At 70.4% G+C, this 14,935-nt stretch carries 14 protein-coding genes; 12 read left to right on the top strand and 2 right to left on the bottom strand.

The features are described from left to right. Window positions 1–11: 11 nt before the first annotated feature. The 7 genes from AB0E69_RS40830 to AB0E69_RS40800 all read left to right on the top strand — a co-directional run bounded on the left by AB0E69_RS40830 (window position 12) and on the right by AB0E69_RS40800 (window position 6,996). Window positions 12–734 (top strand): SCO2322 family protein, encoded by a 723-nt coding sequence (locus AB0E69_RS40830; RefSeq protein ID WP_360159708.1) that lies wholly within the window; start codon window positions 12–14, stop codon window positions 732–734. Further along, window positions 735–1,820 (top strand): energy-coupling factor transporter transmembrane component T, encoded by a 1,086-nt coding sequence (locus AB0E69_RS40825; RefSeq protein WP_360159706.1) that lies wholly within the window; start codon window positions 735–737, stop codon window positions 1,818–1,820. After that, window positions 1,817–3,427 carry an ATP-binding cassette domain-containing protein gene (locus AB0E69_RS40820; protein WP_360159704.1) on the top strand — a complete coding sequence of 537 codons (1,611 nt, stop codon included), beginning with the start codon at window positions 1,817–1,819 and terminating at the stop codon, window positions 3,425–3,427. Before AB0E69_RS40825 ends, AB0E69_RS40820 begins: the two co-directional genes overlap by 4 nt. Continuing rightward, a complete protein-coding gene (locus tag AB0E69_RS40815) occupies window positions 3,424–4,221 on the top strand; it encodes an ECF transporter S component (RefSeq protein ID WP_360159702.1) in 798 nt (265 codons plus the stop codon). The genes AB0E69_RS40820 and AB0E69_RS40815 overlap by 4 nt, the downstream gene beginning before the upstream one ends. Continuing rightward, window positions 4,214–4,741: a bifunctional adenosylcobinamide kinase/adenosylcobinamide-phosphate guanylyltransferase gene (locus AB0E69_RS40810; protein ID WP_360159700.1), complete on the top strand. Its 528-nt coding sequence runs from the start codon at window positions 4,214–4,216 to the stop codon at window positions 4,739–4,741. Before AB0E69_RS40815 ends, AB0E69_RS40810 begins: the two co-directional genes overlap by 8 nt. A 52-nt stretch (window positions 4,742–4,793) precedes the next feature. Next, window positions 4,794–5,669: an adenosylcobinamide-GDP ribazoletransferase gene (locus AB0E69_RS40805; RefSeq protein ID WP_360159698.1), complete on the top strand. Its 876-nt coding sequence runs from the start codon at window positions 4,794–4,796 to the stop codon at window positions 5,667–5,669. Between the two features lie 148 nt (window positions 5,670–5,817). Further along, the gene (locus AB0E69_RS40800; protein WP_360159696.1) at window positions 5,818–6,996 is read left to right on the top strand and encodes an ROK family transcriptional regulator; all 1,179 of its coding nucleotides are present in this window, start codon (window positions 5,818–5,820) and stop codon (window positions 6,994–6,996) included. 31 nt (window positions 6,997–7,027) lie between these two features. Here the strand turns inward: AB0E69_RS40800 and AB0E69_RS40795 are convergent, their stop codons facing one another. Beyond that, window positions 7,028–7,543 carry a hypothetical protein gene (locus tag AB0E69_RS40795; RefSeq protein ID WP_360159694.1) on the bottom strand — a complete coding sequence of 172 codons (516 nt, stop codon included), beginning with the start codon at window positions 7,541–7,543 and terminating at the stop codon, window positions 7,028–7,030. A 702-nt stretch (window positions 7,544–8,245) separates the two neighbouring features. Between AB0E69_RS40795 and AB0E69_RS40790 the strand changes: the two genes are divergently transcribed. The 3 genes from AB0E69_RS40790 (at window position 8,246) to AB0E69_RS40780 (ending at window position 11,593) form a co-directional block, all read left to right on the top strand. Further along, complete coding sequence (locus AB0E69_RS40790) at window positions 8,246–9,325, top strand: substrate-binding domain-containing protein (RefSeq protein ID WP_360159692.1); 1,080 nt, start codon at window positions 8,246–8,248, stop codon at window positions 9,323–9,325. A gap of 130 nt (window positions 9,326–9,455) precedes the next feature. Continuing rightward, window positions 9,456–10,271 carry an ATP-binding cassette domain-containing protein gene (locus AB0E69_RS40785; RefSeq protein ID WP_360159690.1) on the top strand — a complete coding sequence of 272 codons (816 nt, stop codon included), beginning with the start codon at window positions 9,456–9,458 and terminating at the stop codon, window positions 10,269–10,271. Continuing rightward, the gene (locus tag AB0E69_RS40780) at window positions 10,268–11,593 is read left to right on the top strand and encodes a sugar ABC transporter permease (RefSeq protein ID WP_360159688.1); all 1,326 of its coding nucleotides are present in this window, start codon (window positions 10,268–10,270) and stop codon (window positions 11,591–11,593) included. The genes AB0E69_RS40785 and AB0E69_RS40780 overlap by 4 nt, the downstream gene beginning before the upstream one ends. A gap of 68 nt (window positions 11,594–11,661) precedes the next feature. Here AB0E69_RS40780 and AB0E69_RS40775 read toward each other — a convergent pair whose 3' ends face one another. Then, window positions 11,662–12,903 (bottom strand): SGNH/GDSL hydrolase family protein, encoded by a 1,242-nt coding sequence (locus tag AB0E69_RS40775; RefSeq protein WP_360159686.1) that lies wholly within the window; start codon window positions 12,901–12,903, stop codon window positions 11,662–11,664. 95 nt (window positions 12,904–12,998) lie between these two features. Between AB0E69_RS40775 and AB0E69_RS40770 the strand changes: the two genes are divergently transcribed. Beyond that, window positions 12,999–14,150, top strand: a complete 1,152-nt coding sequence (locus AB0E69_RS40770) for a low temperature requirement protein A (RefSeq protein WP_360159684.1) — start codon at window positions 12,999–13,001, stop codon at window positions 14,148–14,150. 78 nt (window positions 14,151–14,228) lie between these two features. Next, window positions 14,229–14,807 (top strand): hypothetical protein, encoded by a 579-nt coding sequence (locus AB0E69_RS40765; RefSeq protein ID WP_360159682.1) that lies wholly within the window; start codon window positions 14,229–14,231, stop codon window positions 14,805–14,807. Window positions 14,808–14,935: the final 128 nt, after the last annotated feature.

Below are 14,935 nucleotides of genomic sequence, written 5' to 3'. Positions count from 1 at the left end.
GAGGACACCAAATGACTGCATATCGCCGGACCGTACGGCTGGTCCTGAGCCTGCTGGCGGGTTTCCTGCTGGCCGGGACCGCCGCGGCCACCGCTCAGGCCCAGACGGCGGAGGACGGCTACCGCTTCTGGGGCTACTACCAGTGGAGCAACGGCCAGTGGGCCTTCTCCCAGAAGGGCGCGGACGTCGTCGTACCGGCGGACGGCGCGGTGGAGGGCTGGCGGTTCGCGCTCGGCGGCGCCAAGCCGCGGTTCCCGCGGGCGGCGGGCGACTTCGACGCCATTTGCGGCAAGACCCCGGCCGAGACCGGTAAGAAGCGGGTCGCTCTGGTCGTCGACCCGGGTACGCCGGAGGACGCGCTGGCCGGTGAGACGCCGGGGCCGGCGACTGGTACCTGCGTGGTGACCGACCCGAAGGCGACCGGCGCGAAGATCCTCGCCGCGGTCGCGCCGGTGCGCATCGAGAAGGGCCTGACCTGCGGGATCGCCGGCTACCCGGCCAAGGGCTGCGGCGACGCGGTGAAGAACATCAAGGTCCCGGCGACCGACGCCCCGGTCACGCTGCAGGTCGGCCCAGCGGTCGGCGCGACGGCCACGGCGTCTCCGTCGCCCGCCGCCTCCTCCGACTCGTCCTCCGGTACGCCGTGGACGGGCATCGTGATCGCGGCCGTCGTGGTCGTCCTCCTGGCCGCCGGTGGGTTGTTCCTCAGCCGGCGCCGTACCGCGGCCAAGTAGGTGCGCGCCGTCCACCGCCTCACGCTCCCCCGGGCTCTGCACCCGGGGGCCTGGTGGTTGTGGGCGCTCGGTATGGCAGTGGCGGCCAGCAGGACCCGCAACCCGGTCCTGCTCGTGCTGATCCTTGCGGTGACCGGCTTCGTGGTGGCTGCGCGGCGGAGCGACGCTCCTTGGGCGCACAGCTACGCGGCGTTCCTGCGGCTCGGGCTACTCGTCATCGGGCTGCGGGTGGTGCTGCAGGCGTTGCTGTCGACCCGATCGCAGGGCAACACCGTGCTGTTCACGCTGCCGCAGGTCCCGTTGCCTGACTGGGCGGCAGGGGTCAAGCTCGGCGGCGAGGTGACCGCCGAGGCCCTGCTGACCGCGCTGTACGACGGTGGCCAGCTGGCCGTCATGCTCTGCTGCGTCGGTGCGGCCAATGCACTGGCCAGTCCCCGGCGGCTGCTCAAGTCGTTGCCGGGGGCCCTCTACGAGATGGGTGTGGCCTGTGTGGTCGCGCTGACCTTCGCGCCGCAGCTGGTGACCGACGGTCGGCGGCTCCGCGCTGCACGTCGCCTTCGCGGCCGGACCCGGGCCTCGTTCCGTACGACGGCCATGCCGGTGCTGGAGGGTGCGCTGGACAGGTCGGTGGAGCTGGCCGCAGCGATGGACTCCCGCGGCTACGGCCGTACGGCGCATGTCCCGCGCCCGCAGCGTCGGCTGACCGCGCTCTGCGTCCTGCTGGGGTTGCTGGGCATCCTGCTGGGGGTCTACGCGTTGCTGACGGATGCCATGGCTCTCGCCTTTGCGCTGGGTGCGCTGGTGGTGGGTGTGCTCCTCGCTGTTGGAGCGTTGCTGGTCGGGCGGGAGCGGGTGACGCGGACGCAGTACCGGCCGGACCCGTGGGCGTTGCCGGAGTGGCTGGTCGTGGCCGCTGGTGCGGTGGCCGCTGGAGTGATGGTGACGGCTGCTGCGCGTGGCGTGAACGGTCTGCTCCTGGCTGGTCCGTTGGTGGTCCCACCGGTTCCGCTGCTGCCGGTGGTCGGCGTACTGATCGGGCTGGCGCCCGCGCTGGCCGCGCCGCCGGTTCGGCGGGTGGTCGCATGATCGAGTTCGACCGGGTGACCGTGACGTACGACGGTGCCGCGGAGCCGGCGCTGCGGGACGTGAGCTTCGCCGTACCCGAGGGTGAGCTGGCGCTGGTGATCGGGCGGACCGGGTCGGGCAAGTCGACGTTGCTCAGGGCAATCAACGGGCTGGTGCCGCACTTCACCGGCGGGACGCTGGCCGGTCGGGTGCTGGTGGCGGGGCGGGACACCCGCTCGTACCGGCCCCGGGACCTGGCCGACGTGGTCGGGATGGTCGGTCAGGACCCGATGGCGGGGTTCGTCACCGACACGGTCGAGGACGAGCTGGCCTACAGCATGGAGTCGCTCGGGGTGGCGCCGGACGTGATGCGGCGCCGGGTCGAGGAGACGCTGGACCTGCTCGGTCTGGCCGACGTACGGGACCGGGCGTTGACGTCGCTGTCTGGCGGTCAGCGGCAGCGGACCGCGATCGGTGCGGCGCTCACGTCGCACCCGGCCGTGCTCGTTCTGGACGAGCCGACGTCTGCGCTGGATCCGCAAGCCGCGGAGGAGGTGCTGGCCGCGCTGCAACGGCTCGTGCACGACCTCGGGGTGACGGTGGTGATGGCCGAGCACCGGCTCGAGCGCGTGATCCAGTACGCCGACCGGGTGATCGAAGTACCTGGTGGTGCGGCAGCCGTGTCCACTGGGCTGCCGGCTGAGCGCATGGTGACCGCGCCGGTCGCACCGCCGGTGGTGGAGCTGGGACGGCTGGCTGGCTGGTCGCCACTCCCCTTGTCCGTGCGGGACGCTCGGCGCGCTGCGGTCGCCCTACGGAAGCGGCTGGGCGCTGCCGCGCCCGTCCGGCCGGCTACTGCGCTAGGCGTGGAGTTGGCGCGGTGCAAGGACCTCGTGGTCGGGTACGGCGAGGTGACCGCGTTGCGCGGGGTCTCGCTAAGCATCAAGGCCGGTGAGGTGGTCGCGCTGATGGGCCGCAACGGGGCCGGGAAGTCGACGCTGCTCAACGCCTTGGTGGGCATCGTCCCGCCACGGTCTGGTACTGCGACGGCGGCAGGCGCGGATCCACGGCGTACCAAGCCGTCCAAGCTGGTCAAAGCAGTCGGGCTCGTGCCACAGGAGCCTGCTGACCTGCTCTACACCGCCACTGTGGGCGAGGAGTGTGCAGCGGCCGACTCCGACTTCCGCGTGCCTGCTGGAAGCTGCCTGGCCTTGCTGCGGCGGCTCGCGCCGGAGGTGCCGCTGGATATGCATCCGCGGGACCTGTCCGAGGGCCAGCGGCTGTGTCTGGCGCTGGCTGTGGTGCTCTGTGGCGCCCCGCCACTCCTCCTGCTGGACGAGCCGACCAGGGGCCTCGACTACACCGCCAAACGGCGTCTGGTCGAGATCCTGCGCGAGCTGGCTGCCACTGGTCATGCGGTCGTCCTCTCGACTCACGATGTCGAGCTGGTGGCCGACGTCGCCACCCGAGTCACCATCCTGGCCGAGGGTGAGCTGGTGACCGACGGGGACACCTCCTCGGTGCTTAGTGCGTCTCCGGCGTTCGCGCCGCAGGTGGCGAAGATCCTGGCGCCGCTGCCGTTCCTGACCGTCGGCGAGGTCGCCGACGCGTTGGAGCGCGCGTCGTGAACCTGGTCCGGCTGCGACCGCGCAGTACCGCTGCACTGCTGTTGGCTTCGGCGGTCGGGGTGCTTGCGTTCGCATGGCCGTTGTTCTTCCGGACCACGCAGGAGGGGGCATCGGCGATCGGGCACACGACCGATGCGCCCTGGCTGTTCGTGCTGTTGCTGCCGTTGCTGGTGGCTGTCGTGCTTGCGGAGCTGTCCGAGTCCGGGATCGACGCGAAGGTGATCTCGCTGATCGGCATGCTGGCGGCGGTCGGTGCAGCGTTGCGGGCGCTCGGTCCGGGGACGGCCGGGCTGGAGCCCGGGTTCTTCCTGCTGGTGCTGGCCGGGCGGGCGTTCGGAGCCGGGTTCGGTTTCGTGCTCGGCGCGGTGTCGCTGCTGGGTGGGGCGCTGATCAGTGGTGGGGTCGGGCCGTGGATGCCGTTCCAGATGTTCGCGTGTGCGTGGGTGGGCTGCCTGGCCGGCCTGCTGCCACGGGTCGGCGGGCGGCTGGAGTTGCTGCTGCTGGCGGCGTACTCGCTGGCGTCGGGGGTGGTGTACGGCGTGATCATGAACCTGTGGTTCTGGCCGTACGCGACGTTCGGCAGCGACTTCTCGTTCGTCCCCGGTGACTCGCTGGTCGAGAACCTGCACCGGTACTACCTGTTCGTCGTCGCCACCTCGCTGGGGTGGGACATCCCGCGCGGCATCCTCTGCGCCGTCCTCGTACTCCTGCTCGGACGGCCGATCCTGACCGCGTTCCGCCGTACTGCCCGCAAAGCCGCCTTCGACGCACCGGTGGAGTTCACAGATGCCTGACCGCACGCTCATCCTCGGCGGCGCCCGCTCCGGCAAGTCGATCGCCGCCGAGCGGCTGCTGTCCGCCGTACCGGACGTCGTGTACGTCGCCACCGGCGGGGACGACGCGGGCAGCGCCGAGTGGGCGGACCGCGTGGCGAAGCACCGGGCCCGCCGCCCGGCGTCGTGGGGGCTGGCCGAGACCATCGACCTGGTCCCGCTGCTCGAGACGGATGGCCCGCCGTTGCTGATCGATTGTTTGACGCTGTGGTTGTCGCGGACGATGGACGAGGTCGACGTCTGGACAGACCTCACCCGCGCACCGCTGGTCGACGCCCGCATCGACGCCCTGACCGCCGCCTGGTCGGCCACACCTCGCCGAGTGGTTGCTGTCAGCAACGACGTAGGCTCCGGCATCGTCCCCGCCGACCCCGGCACCCGCCTCTTCCGAGACCTGATGGGCCGCCTCAACACCACAATCTCACTAACCTCAGACACTGTCCTCTGGACAGTCGCCGGCCGTACCCTCCCCCTGACATGACACCTCCACCCATGCCCGCAACACCACCGCGCCCCGTCCTGGGTTCTGCCGGGTGGGCGATGTGACGGCGGCTGCGTCCGCCGACGGTTCGGCCCGCGGGACGTGGGGTGCCGGGCTTCGGCTGGCCTTCGGCACCCTGTCGCTGCTGCCGGCCGGGACACCCTCTCGCCTCGATCGAGAGGTGGGGGGCCGAGCGATGGTGCTGGCGCCGGTCGTCGGCGCGGTGCTCGGCGGGGTTGCTGCCGGCGTGGTCGCGTTGCTGCAGCTGATGCGACCCAACGCTGAGCTGCTGGCCGCCGTACTGGGCGTGTTGGCGGCCGCCGGGTTGTCAGGGGCGCTGCACCTGGACGGCCTGGCGGACTTCGCGGACGCGCTCGGGAGCCGGCGCGATCGCGAGACCATGCTGCGGATCATGAAGCAGAGCGACATCGGCCCGTTCGGCGTAGTCGCGATCATCGGCGTCCTGCTGATCGACGTCGCGGCGCTCGCCGCCTGCATCCACGCCGGCTTCGGCTGGCAAGCCATCCTCCTCGCGGTGACGGCCAGTCGCCTGACCCTCCCGTGGTCCTGCCGTACGGCGGTGCCCGGCGCCCGTCCCGGCGGACTGGGGGCGATCGTCGCCGCCACAGTCCGACCGCTCAGCGCGGCCTTGACCACCATCGTCGTACTGGCCGCCGGCCTGCTCCTGACCTGGCTCACCGCCCTCGCGATGCCCACCAGCGATTCGGCCACCATCGACCAGAGCCGCTCCCCCGATGCCCTGCTCCTGATCGGCGTCACCGCGGCGATCCTCCTCGCCATCGCGACCAGCTTCGTCACCACCCACCGCGCCCGCCAAGCCCTCGGCGGCACCACGGGTGACGTCCTCGGCGCGACCGTCGAACTGGCCCTCCCAGTGGCGCTCCTCACCCTCGCCCTGACCGCCTGAGCATGCCTCCAGCACGACCTCTCCGGGGTGGTCTACTGTCGCCGTTGAACGTTCAGGTGGGGTAGTGACGGTGAGGTCTTGATGTGATGTCGATCGTTGACGAGCGGTGGACCACCGCACCCGGCCCGCGATCCGTTATCTTTATGTAATGAACGCAACTCGCCCGGCGCCCGGATCGCAGGCTTCGCTGCGCGAAGCCAACCGTGCGCGCGTTCTCGGAGTCGTCCGGCAGCACGGCCCGCTGACCCAGGTCGAGATCGCCGCCGCGTCCGGCCTGTCCGCCGCCACCGTGTCGAACATGGTCCGCGAGCTCGACCAGGCCGGCATGGTCGGCCTGTCCCGCAGCATCCGCAACGGCCGTCGCGCGGTCCTCGTCTCGCTCGCGTCCGGCGGCGGTCTGCTGGCCGGGGTCGCATTCGGCGAGCGGGACGTCCGGGTCGCGATCGCCAACGAGTCCCGCGAGATCCTCGCCAACCAGCTGATGCCGCTGCAGGCCGACCATGTCGCCGACGACGGCATGGAACGCGCCGCGCGGCTGCTCGCCGACCTGGCCGAGACGGTCAGCGGCTCCGGCGTCGAGGACATCTCCGCGATCGGGTTCGGCCTGCCGATGCCGGTCGACTCGGTCAGCGGCGAGGCGGGGTCGGATGCCGTACTGCCCGGCTGGCGCGGGGTGAACGTGACCGAGGCGATGGGCGCCCACCTGCGCGCGCCGGTCGCGCTCGACAACACCGCGAACCTGGCCGCCCTCGGCGAACTCCGGGCCGGCGCGCTGCGCGGCGTACGCAACGGTTGCTACCTGAAGTTCTCGTACGGCGTCGGCGCCGGGATCGTCATCGACGGCGAGGTCTTCCGCGGATCGGCCGGGACCGCGGGCGAGATCGGGCACGTCACGATCGACGAGAACGGGCCGATCTGCCGGTGCGGCAACCGCGGCTGCCTGGACACGTTCGTCGGCTCCCGGGCGCTGATCAACAGCCTGGCCGCGTCGCACGGGCCGCTCCGGCTCAAGGACATCGTCACCCGCGCGCTCGCCGGCGACCTCGGCTGCCGCCGCGTGATCGAGGACGCCGGGCGCCGCGTCGGTGTCGCCGTCGCCGGCCTGGTCAACCTGCTCAACCCCGAGGTCGTGGTCATCGGTGGCCTGATGGCCGAAGCCGGCGACCTAGTCCTGACCCCCCTCCGCGAGGCCCTCGACCGCTGCGCCATCCCCAGCGCCGCCGCCACCGTAGACCTCCGCCCCGCCGAACTAGGCGACGAAGCAGACATCATCGGCGCCATCCAAGCAGCCTCCCTCCTAACCCACAAAGCCCTCACCGCTCTGTAACCCCACCTCCCACCTCCCAGGAGTACTGCGGTCAGCAGGTACGGCGGGGGTACGGCGGGGAACCGCGGACGGCAGGTACTGCGGGGTGCCACGGACGGCGGGTACTGCGGGGGTACGGCGGACGGCAGGTACTGCGGGGGTACTGCGGGGAACCGCGGACGGCAGGTACTGCGGGGGTGCCACGGACGGCGGGTACTGCGGGGGTACGGCGGGGAACCGCGGACGGCAGGTACTGCGGGGTTCCACGGACGGCGGGTACTGCGGGAATTCGGCGGACGGCAGGTACTGCGGGGTACGGCGGGGAACCGCGGACGGCAGGTACTGCGAGTGCCGCGAACGCGCAGGTACGGCGAGGCAACCCGTCAGCAGGTACTGCGGAGGTACCGCGGACGCCAGGTACTGCGGAGGTACTGCGAGGTACCTCGAGGTACTGCGAGTGCTGGCGGATGTGTGGATGAGGTTGCACCGGTGACGCGTACTCCGGCTGCCCGGTCGTGCTCACCGCGTACCCCAGCCCAGCGCCCTCCGCCGTACCCACCTGCGGCAAGGCGCATTCCCCCTCATCCGCAGTCCCCGGCACCCCGTCGAACCCGCAGTAGGCGGCCCGCTCGCGGCCTTCGCAGTACCTGTTGTTTCCTACCCAGGCACCTGCCGGCCGCAGTACCCGCTTGTCCGCGCCCCCCCAGTACCTCCCCCAGCACCAGCGCGCCCCTTGGCACCCCAGTACCTGCCTTTCGCAGTACTTGCCCGACCGCGGTCTCTGCAGCACCTGCCAACCGCTGGACCCCGCTGCCTGCCGTACCAACAAACCCGCGATAGCCGGTGTTTCGTACCCGCGGCACGTGTCCGGCTGCGGTAGCCGCTTGTCGGCGTACTCCGCAGTACCTGTCCCCCGGCACTCGTAATATCCGTCGCGCCGCATTACCTGCCGGGCCGCGGCTTTCGCGGGGCATGCTGCCCGGTTGGCGCGTCCCGCAGTACCTGCCCCCGGCACTCGCAGCACCCCCGTCACGCCCGCGGTACCCGCCGGATCGCGGCTTCGCGGCGCATGCTGCCCGATTGGCGCGGCCCGCAGTACCTCCCCCGGCGCTCCCAGTACCAGCACATCCCCTGCCAGCGGGCCGGCCGCCCGTGTGACGGTGGTGTGTCACGAATATGTCTATTTCTTGAATTCAAGTCTTGACGTCAAGGGCTTCGGGGGTTTGACTTCGGGCAGGCCACTCGGGCCTTCTCGTCAAGGAGCCGCCATATGTCCGTCTCAGCAACCCGTCTCGTCGGCCTCGGCATTGCCGTCTCGGCCCTCGCCGTCTCCCTGGTGGCCTGTGGCTCCAACGACGACAAGTCGTCCGGTGGGTCGGGCGGCGCGAAGAAGATCGCGCTGCTGCTGCCGGAGTCGAAGACGACCCGGTACGAGGCGCTCGACCGCCCGCTGTTCACCGAGGCGCTGAAGGCGGCCTGTGGCGACTGCCAGCTGATCTACAGCAACGCCGACCAGGACGCGGCCAAGCAGCAGCAACAGGCCGAGGCGGCGCTCACCCAGGGCGCGAACGTGCTCGTCCTCGACCCGGTCGACGGCAAGGCCGCCGCCGCGGTGGTCGCCTCCGCGAAGGGCCAGAACGTCCCGGTGGTCGCATACGACCGGTTCATCGACGGCGCCAACTACTACGTCAGCTTCGAGAACGAGGCCGTCGGCAAGCTGCAGGCCCAGACCCTGGTCGACGACCTGAAGGCGGCCGGCAAGACGTCCGGCAACCTGGCGATGATCAACGGCTCGCCGACCGACCCGAACGCGGCCGACTTCAAGAAGGGCGCGCACAGCGTGCTGGACTCCAGCGGTTTCAAGATCGCCGCCGAGTTCGACACCCCGGACTGGAGCCCGGACAAGGCGCAGGCCTGGATGGAGGGCCAGCTCAGCGCGATCAAGAACGGCCTGGTCGGGGTGTACGCCGCCAACGACGGCACCGCGGGTGGTGCGATCGCGGCGCTCAAGGGCGGTGGCGTGAAGCCGCTGCCGCCGGTCACCGGGCAGGACTCGGAGCTGGCCGCGATCCAGCGGATCGTCGCCGGTGACCAGGCGATGACGATCTACAAGGCGGTCAAGCCGCAGGCCGAGGCCGCCGCCAAGGGCGCGGTCGCGCTGGCGAACGGCAACAAGCCGGAGTCGACCACCGACAAGAGCGGCGTCCCGTCGACGATCCTCGACCCGGTCGCGGTGACCAAGGCGAACATCAAGGACACCGTGGTGAAGGACAACATCTACAAGATCAGCGACATCTGCACCGCGTCCTTCGCTGCCGCCTGCACCGCCGCCGGCCTGAGCAGCAACTGACCCGCCCCTCGCCACAGTCCCCCCGCAGTGAGGTGCGGGGGGACTGTGCCGGGCCAGACCCCGGCAATCCACGACAAACCGCCCCGTGCCAGGGATCATGGCCTGAAATAAGCCCCAGGAGGCTGAGGACGTGACTGTTACCCCGACTCCCCTCGACGTCGGCGCCGGGACGGTGCTGACGCTGCGGGGGATATCCAAGCGCTTCGGCGCCGTCCAGGCGCTGAAGAACATCGAGCTGGACGTCCGGGCCGGTGAGGTGCTGGCCCTGGTCGGCGACAACGGCGCCGGCAAGTCCACGCTGGTGAAGACGATCGCCGGGGTCTACACCGCCGACGACGGGACGATGGTGTTCGACGGCCGCGAGGTCCGGGTCGGGAGTCCCGCCGAGGCGCAGCAGCTCGGGATCGCCACCGTGTTCCAGGACCTGGCGCTCTGCGACAACCTCGACGTGGTCGCGAACCTGTACCTCGGCCGCGAGCTCCGCAGCGGCCGGATCCTCGACGAGGTCGAGATGGAGCGGCAGTCCTGGGAGCTGCTCCGCCAGCTGTCCGCGAAGATCCCGTCGGTCCGGATCCCGGTCGCCAGCCTGTCCGGCGGCCAGCGGCAGACCGTCGCGATCGCCCGCAGCCTGCTCGGCCAGCCCAAGGTCGTGATGCTCGACGAGCCGACCGCCGCCCTCGGCGTGGCCCAGACCGCGGAGGTGCTCAACCTGGTCGAGCGGCTCCGCGAGCGCGGCCTGGCCGTGATCCTGATCAGCCACAACATGGCCGACGTGATGGCGGTCGCCGACCGGGTTGCGGTACTGCGGCTCGGCCGCAACAACGGCGTCTTCACGGTCAGCGAGACCAAGACGCAGGACATCATCGCCGCCATCACCGGCGCCACCGACAACGCCGTTTCCGAGCGCGCCGCGCGCCGGACCCGGGAGGAGGGCCCCGCATCATGAGCCTGCACGGATCGGGCACCCGGCCCCAGGACACCCCCGGCGGTACGGCGAACGGCGCCGACGCCAACGGGACCAACGGCGTCACCGAGGCGGCCCAGCTCCCCGCCGATCTGCAGGACGAGCGGCTGATCGCCGGCCACGGGATCAGCGGCGCGGTCGCCGCGTTCACCGCCCGGCTGCGCTCCGGCGACCTCGGGTCGGTCCCGGTGGTGATCGGGCTGGTGATCATCTGGGCGGTGTTCCAGATCGCCAACGGCTCGTTCCTGTCCAGCCGGAACCTGGTGAACCTCACCCTGCAGACCACCTCGGTCGGAGTGATTGCCCTCGGCATCGTTCTGGTCCTGCTGCTGGGCGAGATCGACCTGTCGGTCGGCTCGGTCAGCGGCCTGTCCGCGGCGGTCCTCGGCGTGACGTTCGTGAACAAGGGCTGGCCGTTGGTGCTGTCCATCGTCGCCGGCATCGTCCTCGGTCTGGTGATCGGCCTGTTCTACGGCGCTCTGTACACACGCTTCGGCGTACCGAGCTTCGTGATCACGCTCGCCGGTCTGCTCGGCTTCCTCGGCCTGCAGCTGCTGGTGCTCGGCAAGGAGGGTTCGCTCAACCTGCCGTACGACTCGGCGCTGGTCGGGTTCGCCACCCGCAGCTTCCTCTCCCCCGTGGTCGCGTACGCGCTGATCGTGGTCGTGGCCGCGGCGTACGTGCTGACCCGGCTCCGCACCCGCAGTGCCCGCGCCGCCGCCGGCCTCTCGACCGCGCCGACCTCGATGATCGCGATCAAGGCCGCGGCACTCGTCCTGGTACTGCTGATCCCGGTGCTGATCCTGAACGGCGACCGCGGCGTCTCGTCGATGTTCCTGCTCTTCCTAGCCCTCGTGGTCGCGACCGATCTCGTCGTACGACGGACCCGCTGGGGCCGCTCGGTCGTCGCGGTCGGCGGCAACGTCGAGGCGGCCCGCCGGGCCGGTATCAACGTCCGGATGATCTACCTGACCGTCTTCGCCGCCTGCTCGACCTTCGCCGCCGCCGGTGGCTTGCTCGCCGCCGCCCGGCTGGTCGCGGTGAACCAGAGCAGCGGTGGTGGGGACACCAACCTGAACGCGATCGCCGCCGCCGTGATCGGCGGCACCAGCCTCTTCGGCGGTCGCGGATCGGCATACTCCGCTCTGCTCGGGGCACTGGTGATCATGTCGATCTCGAACGGTCTCGCCCTGCTGAGCCTGGACTCGAGCGTCCGGTACATGGTCACCGCCGGCGTGCTCCTGATCGCCGTCACCATCGACTCGCTCAGCCGCCGCAGCCGCCAGGCGCACGGCCGGGCCTAACGAGCACGGCGGGCTCCCATTCTGCCCCTGACCAGGTGGGAGCCCGCCGTTTCCAGCTTCCGGGAGTTTCAGAGCGCGGCGAGATCGACCGCGTCAGCCATCGCGCGGCAACCAGCCGCGTTCGGATGCAGGTGGTCGCCGAGGTCGTACTGCGGATCCAGCCGGCTGGGGTCTGCCGGGTCGGCGAGCACGGTGGCGAAGTCGACGACGCCGTCGAACTCGCCACTCGTCCGGATCCACGCGTTGACGTCGCTCCAGAGGTGCGCGCTGTGCTCGGTGTAGACCTGGGCTCCGCCGAACGGAGGCATGGTCGCTCCGACGACACGGATCCCACGGGAGTGGGCGTTCGTGATCAGCCCGCGGTACGCCTCGATGAGCTGCTCGGACGTGACCGGCGGATTCGGGGTCGTGCACGGCATGGCGGGCAGCTCGGGATAGCCGATGTCATTGATGCCCATCAGGACCAGCGCGGTCCTGGCGCCAGGCTGGCTCAGGACATCTCGCTGGAACCGGATCAGGCCGCGTTCCCCGTAACACGTGGAGTCCTGCAGCAGCCGGTTGCCACCCAGCCCCGCGTTGAGAACCGGTTGTGGCCTGCCTGCCGCAGCAAGTCTTGCGGCGAGGAGATCTGGGTATCGCTGCCCGAGCGGGATGCTGAACCCGTTCGTGATCGAGTCTCCGAAAGCCACCACCGTTCCGCCGCCCACCGCGACCGTGTCCACCCCTGCCAGGAAGTACCAGCTGTTGCTGGTCTCCTGGTACGCCGTCCCGCCGAGGTCCGCACGCTCGTCGCCAGGCGCTCGGTACGACGTAGCGGCCGCACCAAACTCGTGGAAGGTGGCCGGCCCGGTCGCGCCGGCGAAGTACAGAGTCACCGCGAGCCGGGATCCGCCGGACAGGTCCTGAAGCGCGACAGGATCGCTCGCGACCTCACCACCAGCCGGGACATCGACCGCCTCGGCGCCGCGGAAGCGGATCGCTCGCACCGACCCAGGCTCGACGGCCGGGCCCTGCGCGGCCTTCGCCACCGTCGCGCCGGTCAACCGCACCGTCCGGTCGCCGTACTGGTTGGTGATCCGGATCCGGAGTGCCGGGCCGCCGGCCGTCAGCCGTATCACCTGGCGCAGCGATTGTGCCGAGAAGCCCTGCTGTGACCAGTTCGGGTTCGCGTTCGGCGGCTGCATTGCCGTCATCCATGCCGCCCGCCAGCCGCCTCCGAGCTCGCCGGCCGATGCTGGTGTCTGTACGAGCACGGCAACCAGCAGGACCACCAATCCTGCCAGGCCGAACGAGCGTGACAACCCGCGCATACAACGTTCCTCTCGTCGGATCTGTGTGTTCTAGCCTGATGCGGCGCCTCCGGCGAAAGTTGCTCCGATCAGCTGCACGACGTCATGCGGGCCGTGTGCTGTTCTTCGACCTGGTGTTCGTGTTCGCGCTGACCCAGATCACCGCGTTGATGGCGCACGACCTGAGCTGGCACAACGTGGTCCGAGGTGCGCTGCTGCTCGGGCTGCTCTGGTGGAGCTGGGCGGCGTACTCCTGGGTCAGCAACATCGCCAAGGCCGACGAGGGCGCGGTGCGGACTGTGGTGCTCTGCGCGATGGCGGCCATGTTCGTCATCGCGCTGGCGATCCCGGAGGCGTTCCACGACCTGCCGGGAGGGCTGCCCGGGCCGGTCGTCATCGCGGTCGCGTACTTCGTGCTCCGCGCCATGCACCTGGTCCTGCTCTGGCTGATCGCCGCGGGCGACCAGATGCTGCGGCGCACGATCGCCCTGTTCGCGATCGGTAAGATCGCCGCGACCGTCCTGCTGCTGATCGCCTCGCAGTACCACGGCACCACGCAGACGCTGCTCTGGGCGGGTGCGCTCGCGGCCGACTACCTGGTCACGTACTTCGTCGACGCCCGCGGCTGGCGGTTCAACTCGCCGTCACACTGGGCCGAGCGGCACGGGCTGATCATCATCATCGCACTCGGCGAGTCGATCGTCGCGATCGGCGTCGGCGTCACCAACCTGCCGATCTCCTGGCCGATCCTGGTCGCCTCGCTGCTCGGTCTGGCCGTCTGCGCGGCGCTGTGGTGGGTGTACTTCGACGCGACCGTCTACTACGGCGAGAAGGCGCTGGCCGACGAGCCGCCCGAGACGCGGCCCTGGCTCGCGCGCGACGCGTACACCTTCCTGCACCTGCCGATGGTGGCCGGCATCGTCTTCCTCGCCCTCGGCCTGAAGAAGGTCCTGGAGTACGTCGGCGACACCGGGCACCACCACCTGGACGACCCGCTGCACGGCATCGGCCTCATCGCGCTGTACGGCGGCGTGGTCGTCTACCTGCTGGGCCACGTCGGCTTCAAGCGCCGAACGGTCCACCACTGGAGCGCGTCCCGCCTGCTCACGGCCGCCGTGCTGATCATCGCCGTACCGCTGGTCCACGACGTCCCCGCGCTCGGCCAGATCGCCGTCCTCGCCGCGGCCCTGTCCTGCCTGGTCGCCTTCGAGGCAGTCCGCTTCGCCCGCGAGCGTGACGAGCTCAAGCACCACGAGCACCCCGCCTGAGAACCCGTCGAGCGATAGCGTGCCCGGCGTACTGGGGCTGCTTGCCCCTGGCATCGACTCGAAGGGGCATGTGAAGCGATGAGGTGGAAACTCCCAGGGACCCGGCGGTCCCGGGCGCTCGGGCTCGGCGCGGTCGTCACCACGGCGGCGCTGGCGGTCGGCGGTGTGGTCGTCGCCAACGGGGCCGGCGCGGCCCAGACGGCGACAACCAGGACAACCGCGACGACGTACCGGACGCAGCTGATCGAGATGCGGACCGCCGGTAGCGCCGGGTACTTCTACACCGCGAGCCAGGCCGAGTACCTGCACGCGCAGACGCTCAGGTTCAGGTTCACCGGGCAGGTGCCGGGGTACGTGTCGAACCGGGCGCTCCGCGGCACGGTTCCGATGTACCGGCTGCGCAACCTGTCCCGGTCGTCGTACCTGCTGACGCTGTCGACCGCCGAGCGCAACAAGCTGTCCGCGTCCGGCCAGTGGAGGTACGAAGGCGTCGTCGGCCGGGTGCCGCTCGCCGCTGCGGCGGACCGGGTGCAGATCTACCGCGTCTCGAAGAACGGCGTCGGCTGGCGAGTCGTCCGGGCGGCCGCGGTGAAGGCACACCTGCAGGCGGGCTGGCGGATGGACGGGCCGCTCGGGTACGTCTGGACCCACAAGTAAAGAACACAAGTAAAAGAAGGGCCCCCGGAGAGATGAACTGGTCCCCGGAAGTTGGATTGGTTAAGTAAGAGGTTATAGAGGGTTTCTAGGCTGCGAGGGTCTGGGTCCGGTAGTGCACCGGGCTCAGG

This window comes from Kribbella sp. NPDC026611 (assembly GCF_040638345.1).
Taxonomy (GTDB): Bacteria; Actinomycetota; Actinomycetes; order Propionibacteriales; family Kribbellaceae; genus Kribbella.
The sequence above is the reverse complement of the archived record's forward strand: the minus strand, read 5'-3'. Positions and strand labels throughout refer to the sequence as shown.

Coding starts and splice junctions, on each gene's coding strand:
- AB0E69_RS40830 (WP_360159708.1), top strand. CDS start 12: ATGACTGCATATCGCCGGACCGTACGGCTGGTCCTGAGCCTGCTGGCG.
- AB0E69_RS40820 (WP_360159704.1), top strand. CDS start 1,817: ATGATCGAGTTCGACCGGGTGACCGTGACGTACGACGGTGCCGCGGAG.
- AB0E69_RS40810 (WP_360159700.1), top strand. CDS start 4,214: ATGCCTGACCGCACGCTCATCCTCGGCGGCGCCCGCTCCGGCAAGTCG.
- AB0E69_RS40800 (WP_360159696.1), top strand. CDS start 5,818: ATGAACGCAACTCGCCCGGCGCCCGGATCGCAGGCTTCGCTGCGCGAA.
- AB0E69_RS40790 (WP_360159692.1), top strand. CDS start 8,246: ATGTCCGTCTCAGCAACCCGTCTCGTCGGCCTCGGCATTGCCGTCTCG.
- AB0E69_RS40780 (WP_360159688.1), top strand. CDS start 10,268: ATGAGCCTGCACGGATCGGGCACCCGGCCCCAGGACACCCCCGGCGGT.
- AB0E69_RS40775 (WP_360159686.1), bottom strand. CDS start 12,903: ATGCGCGGGTTGTCACGCTCGTTCGGCCTGGCAGGATTGGTGGTCCTG.
- AB0E69_RS40765 (WP_360159682.1), top strand. CDS start 14,229: ATGAGGTGGAAACTCCCAGGGACCCGGCGGTCCCGGGCGCTCGGGCTC.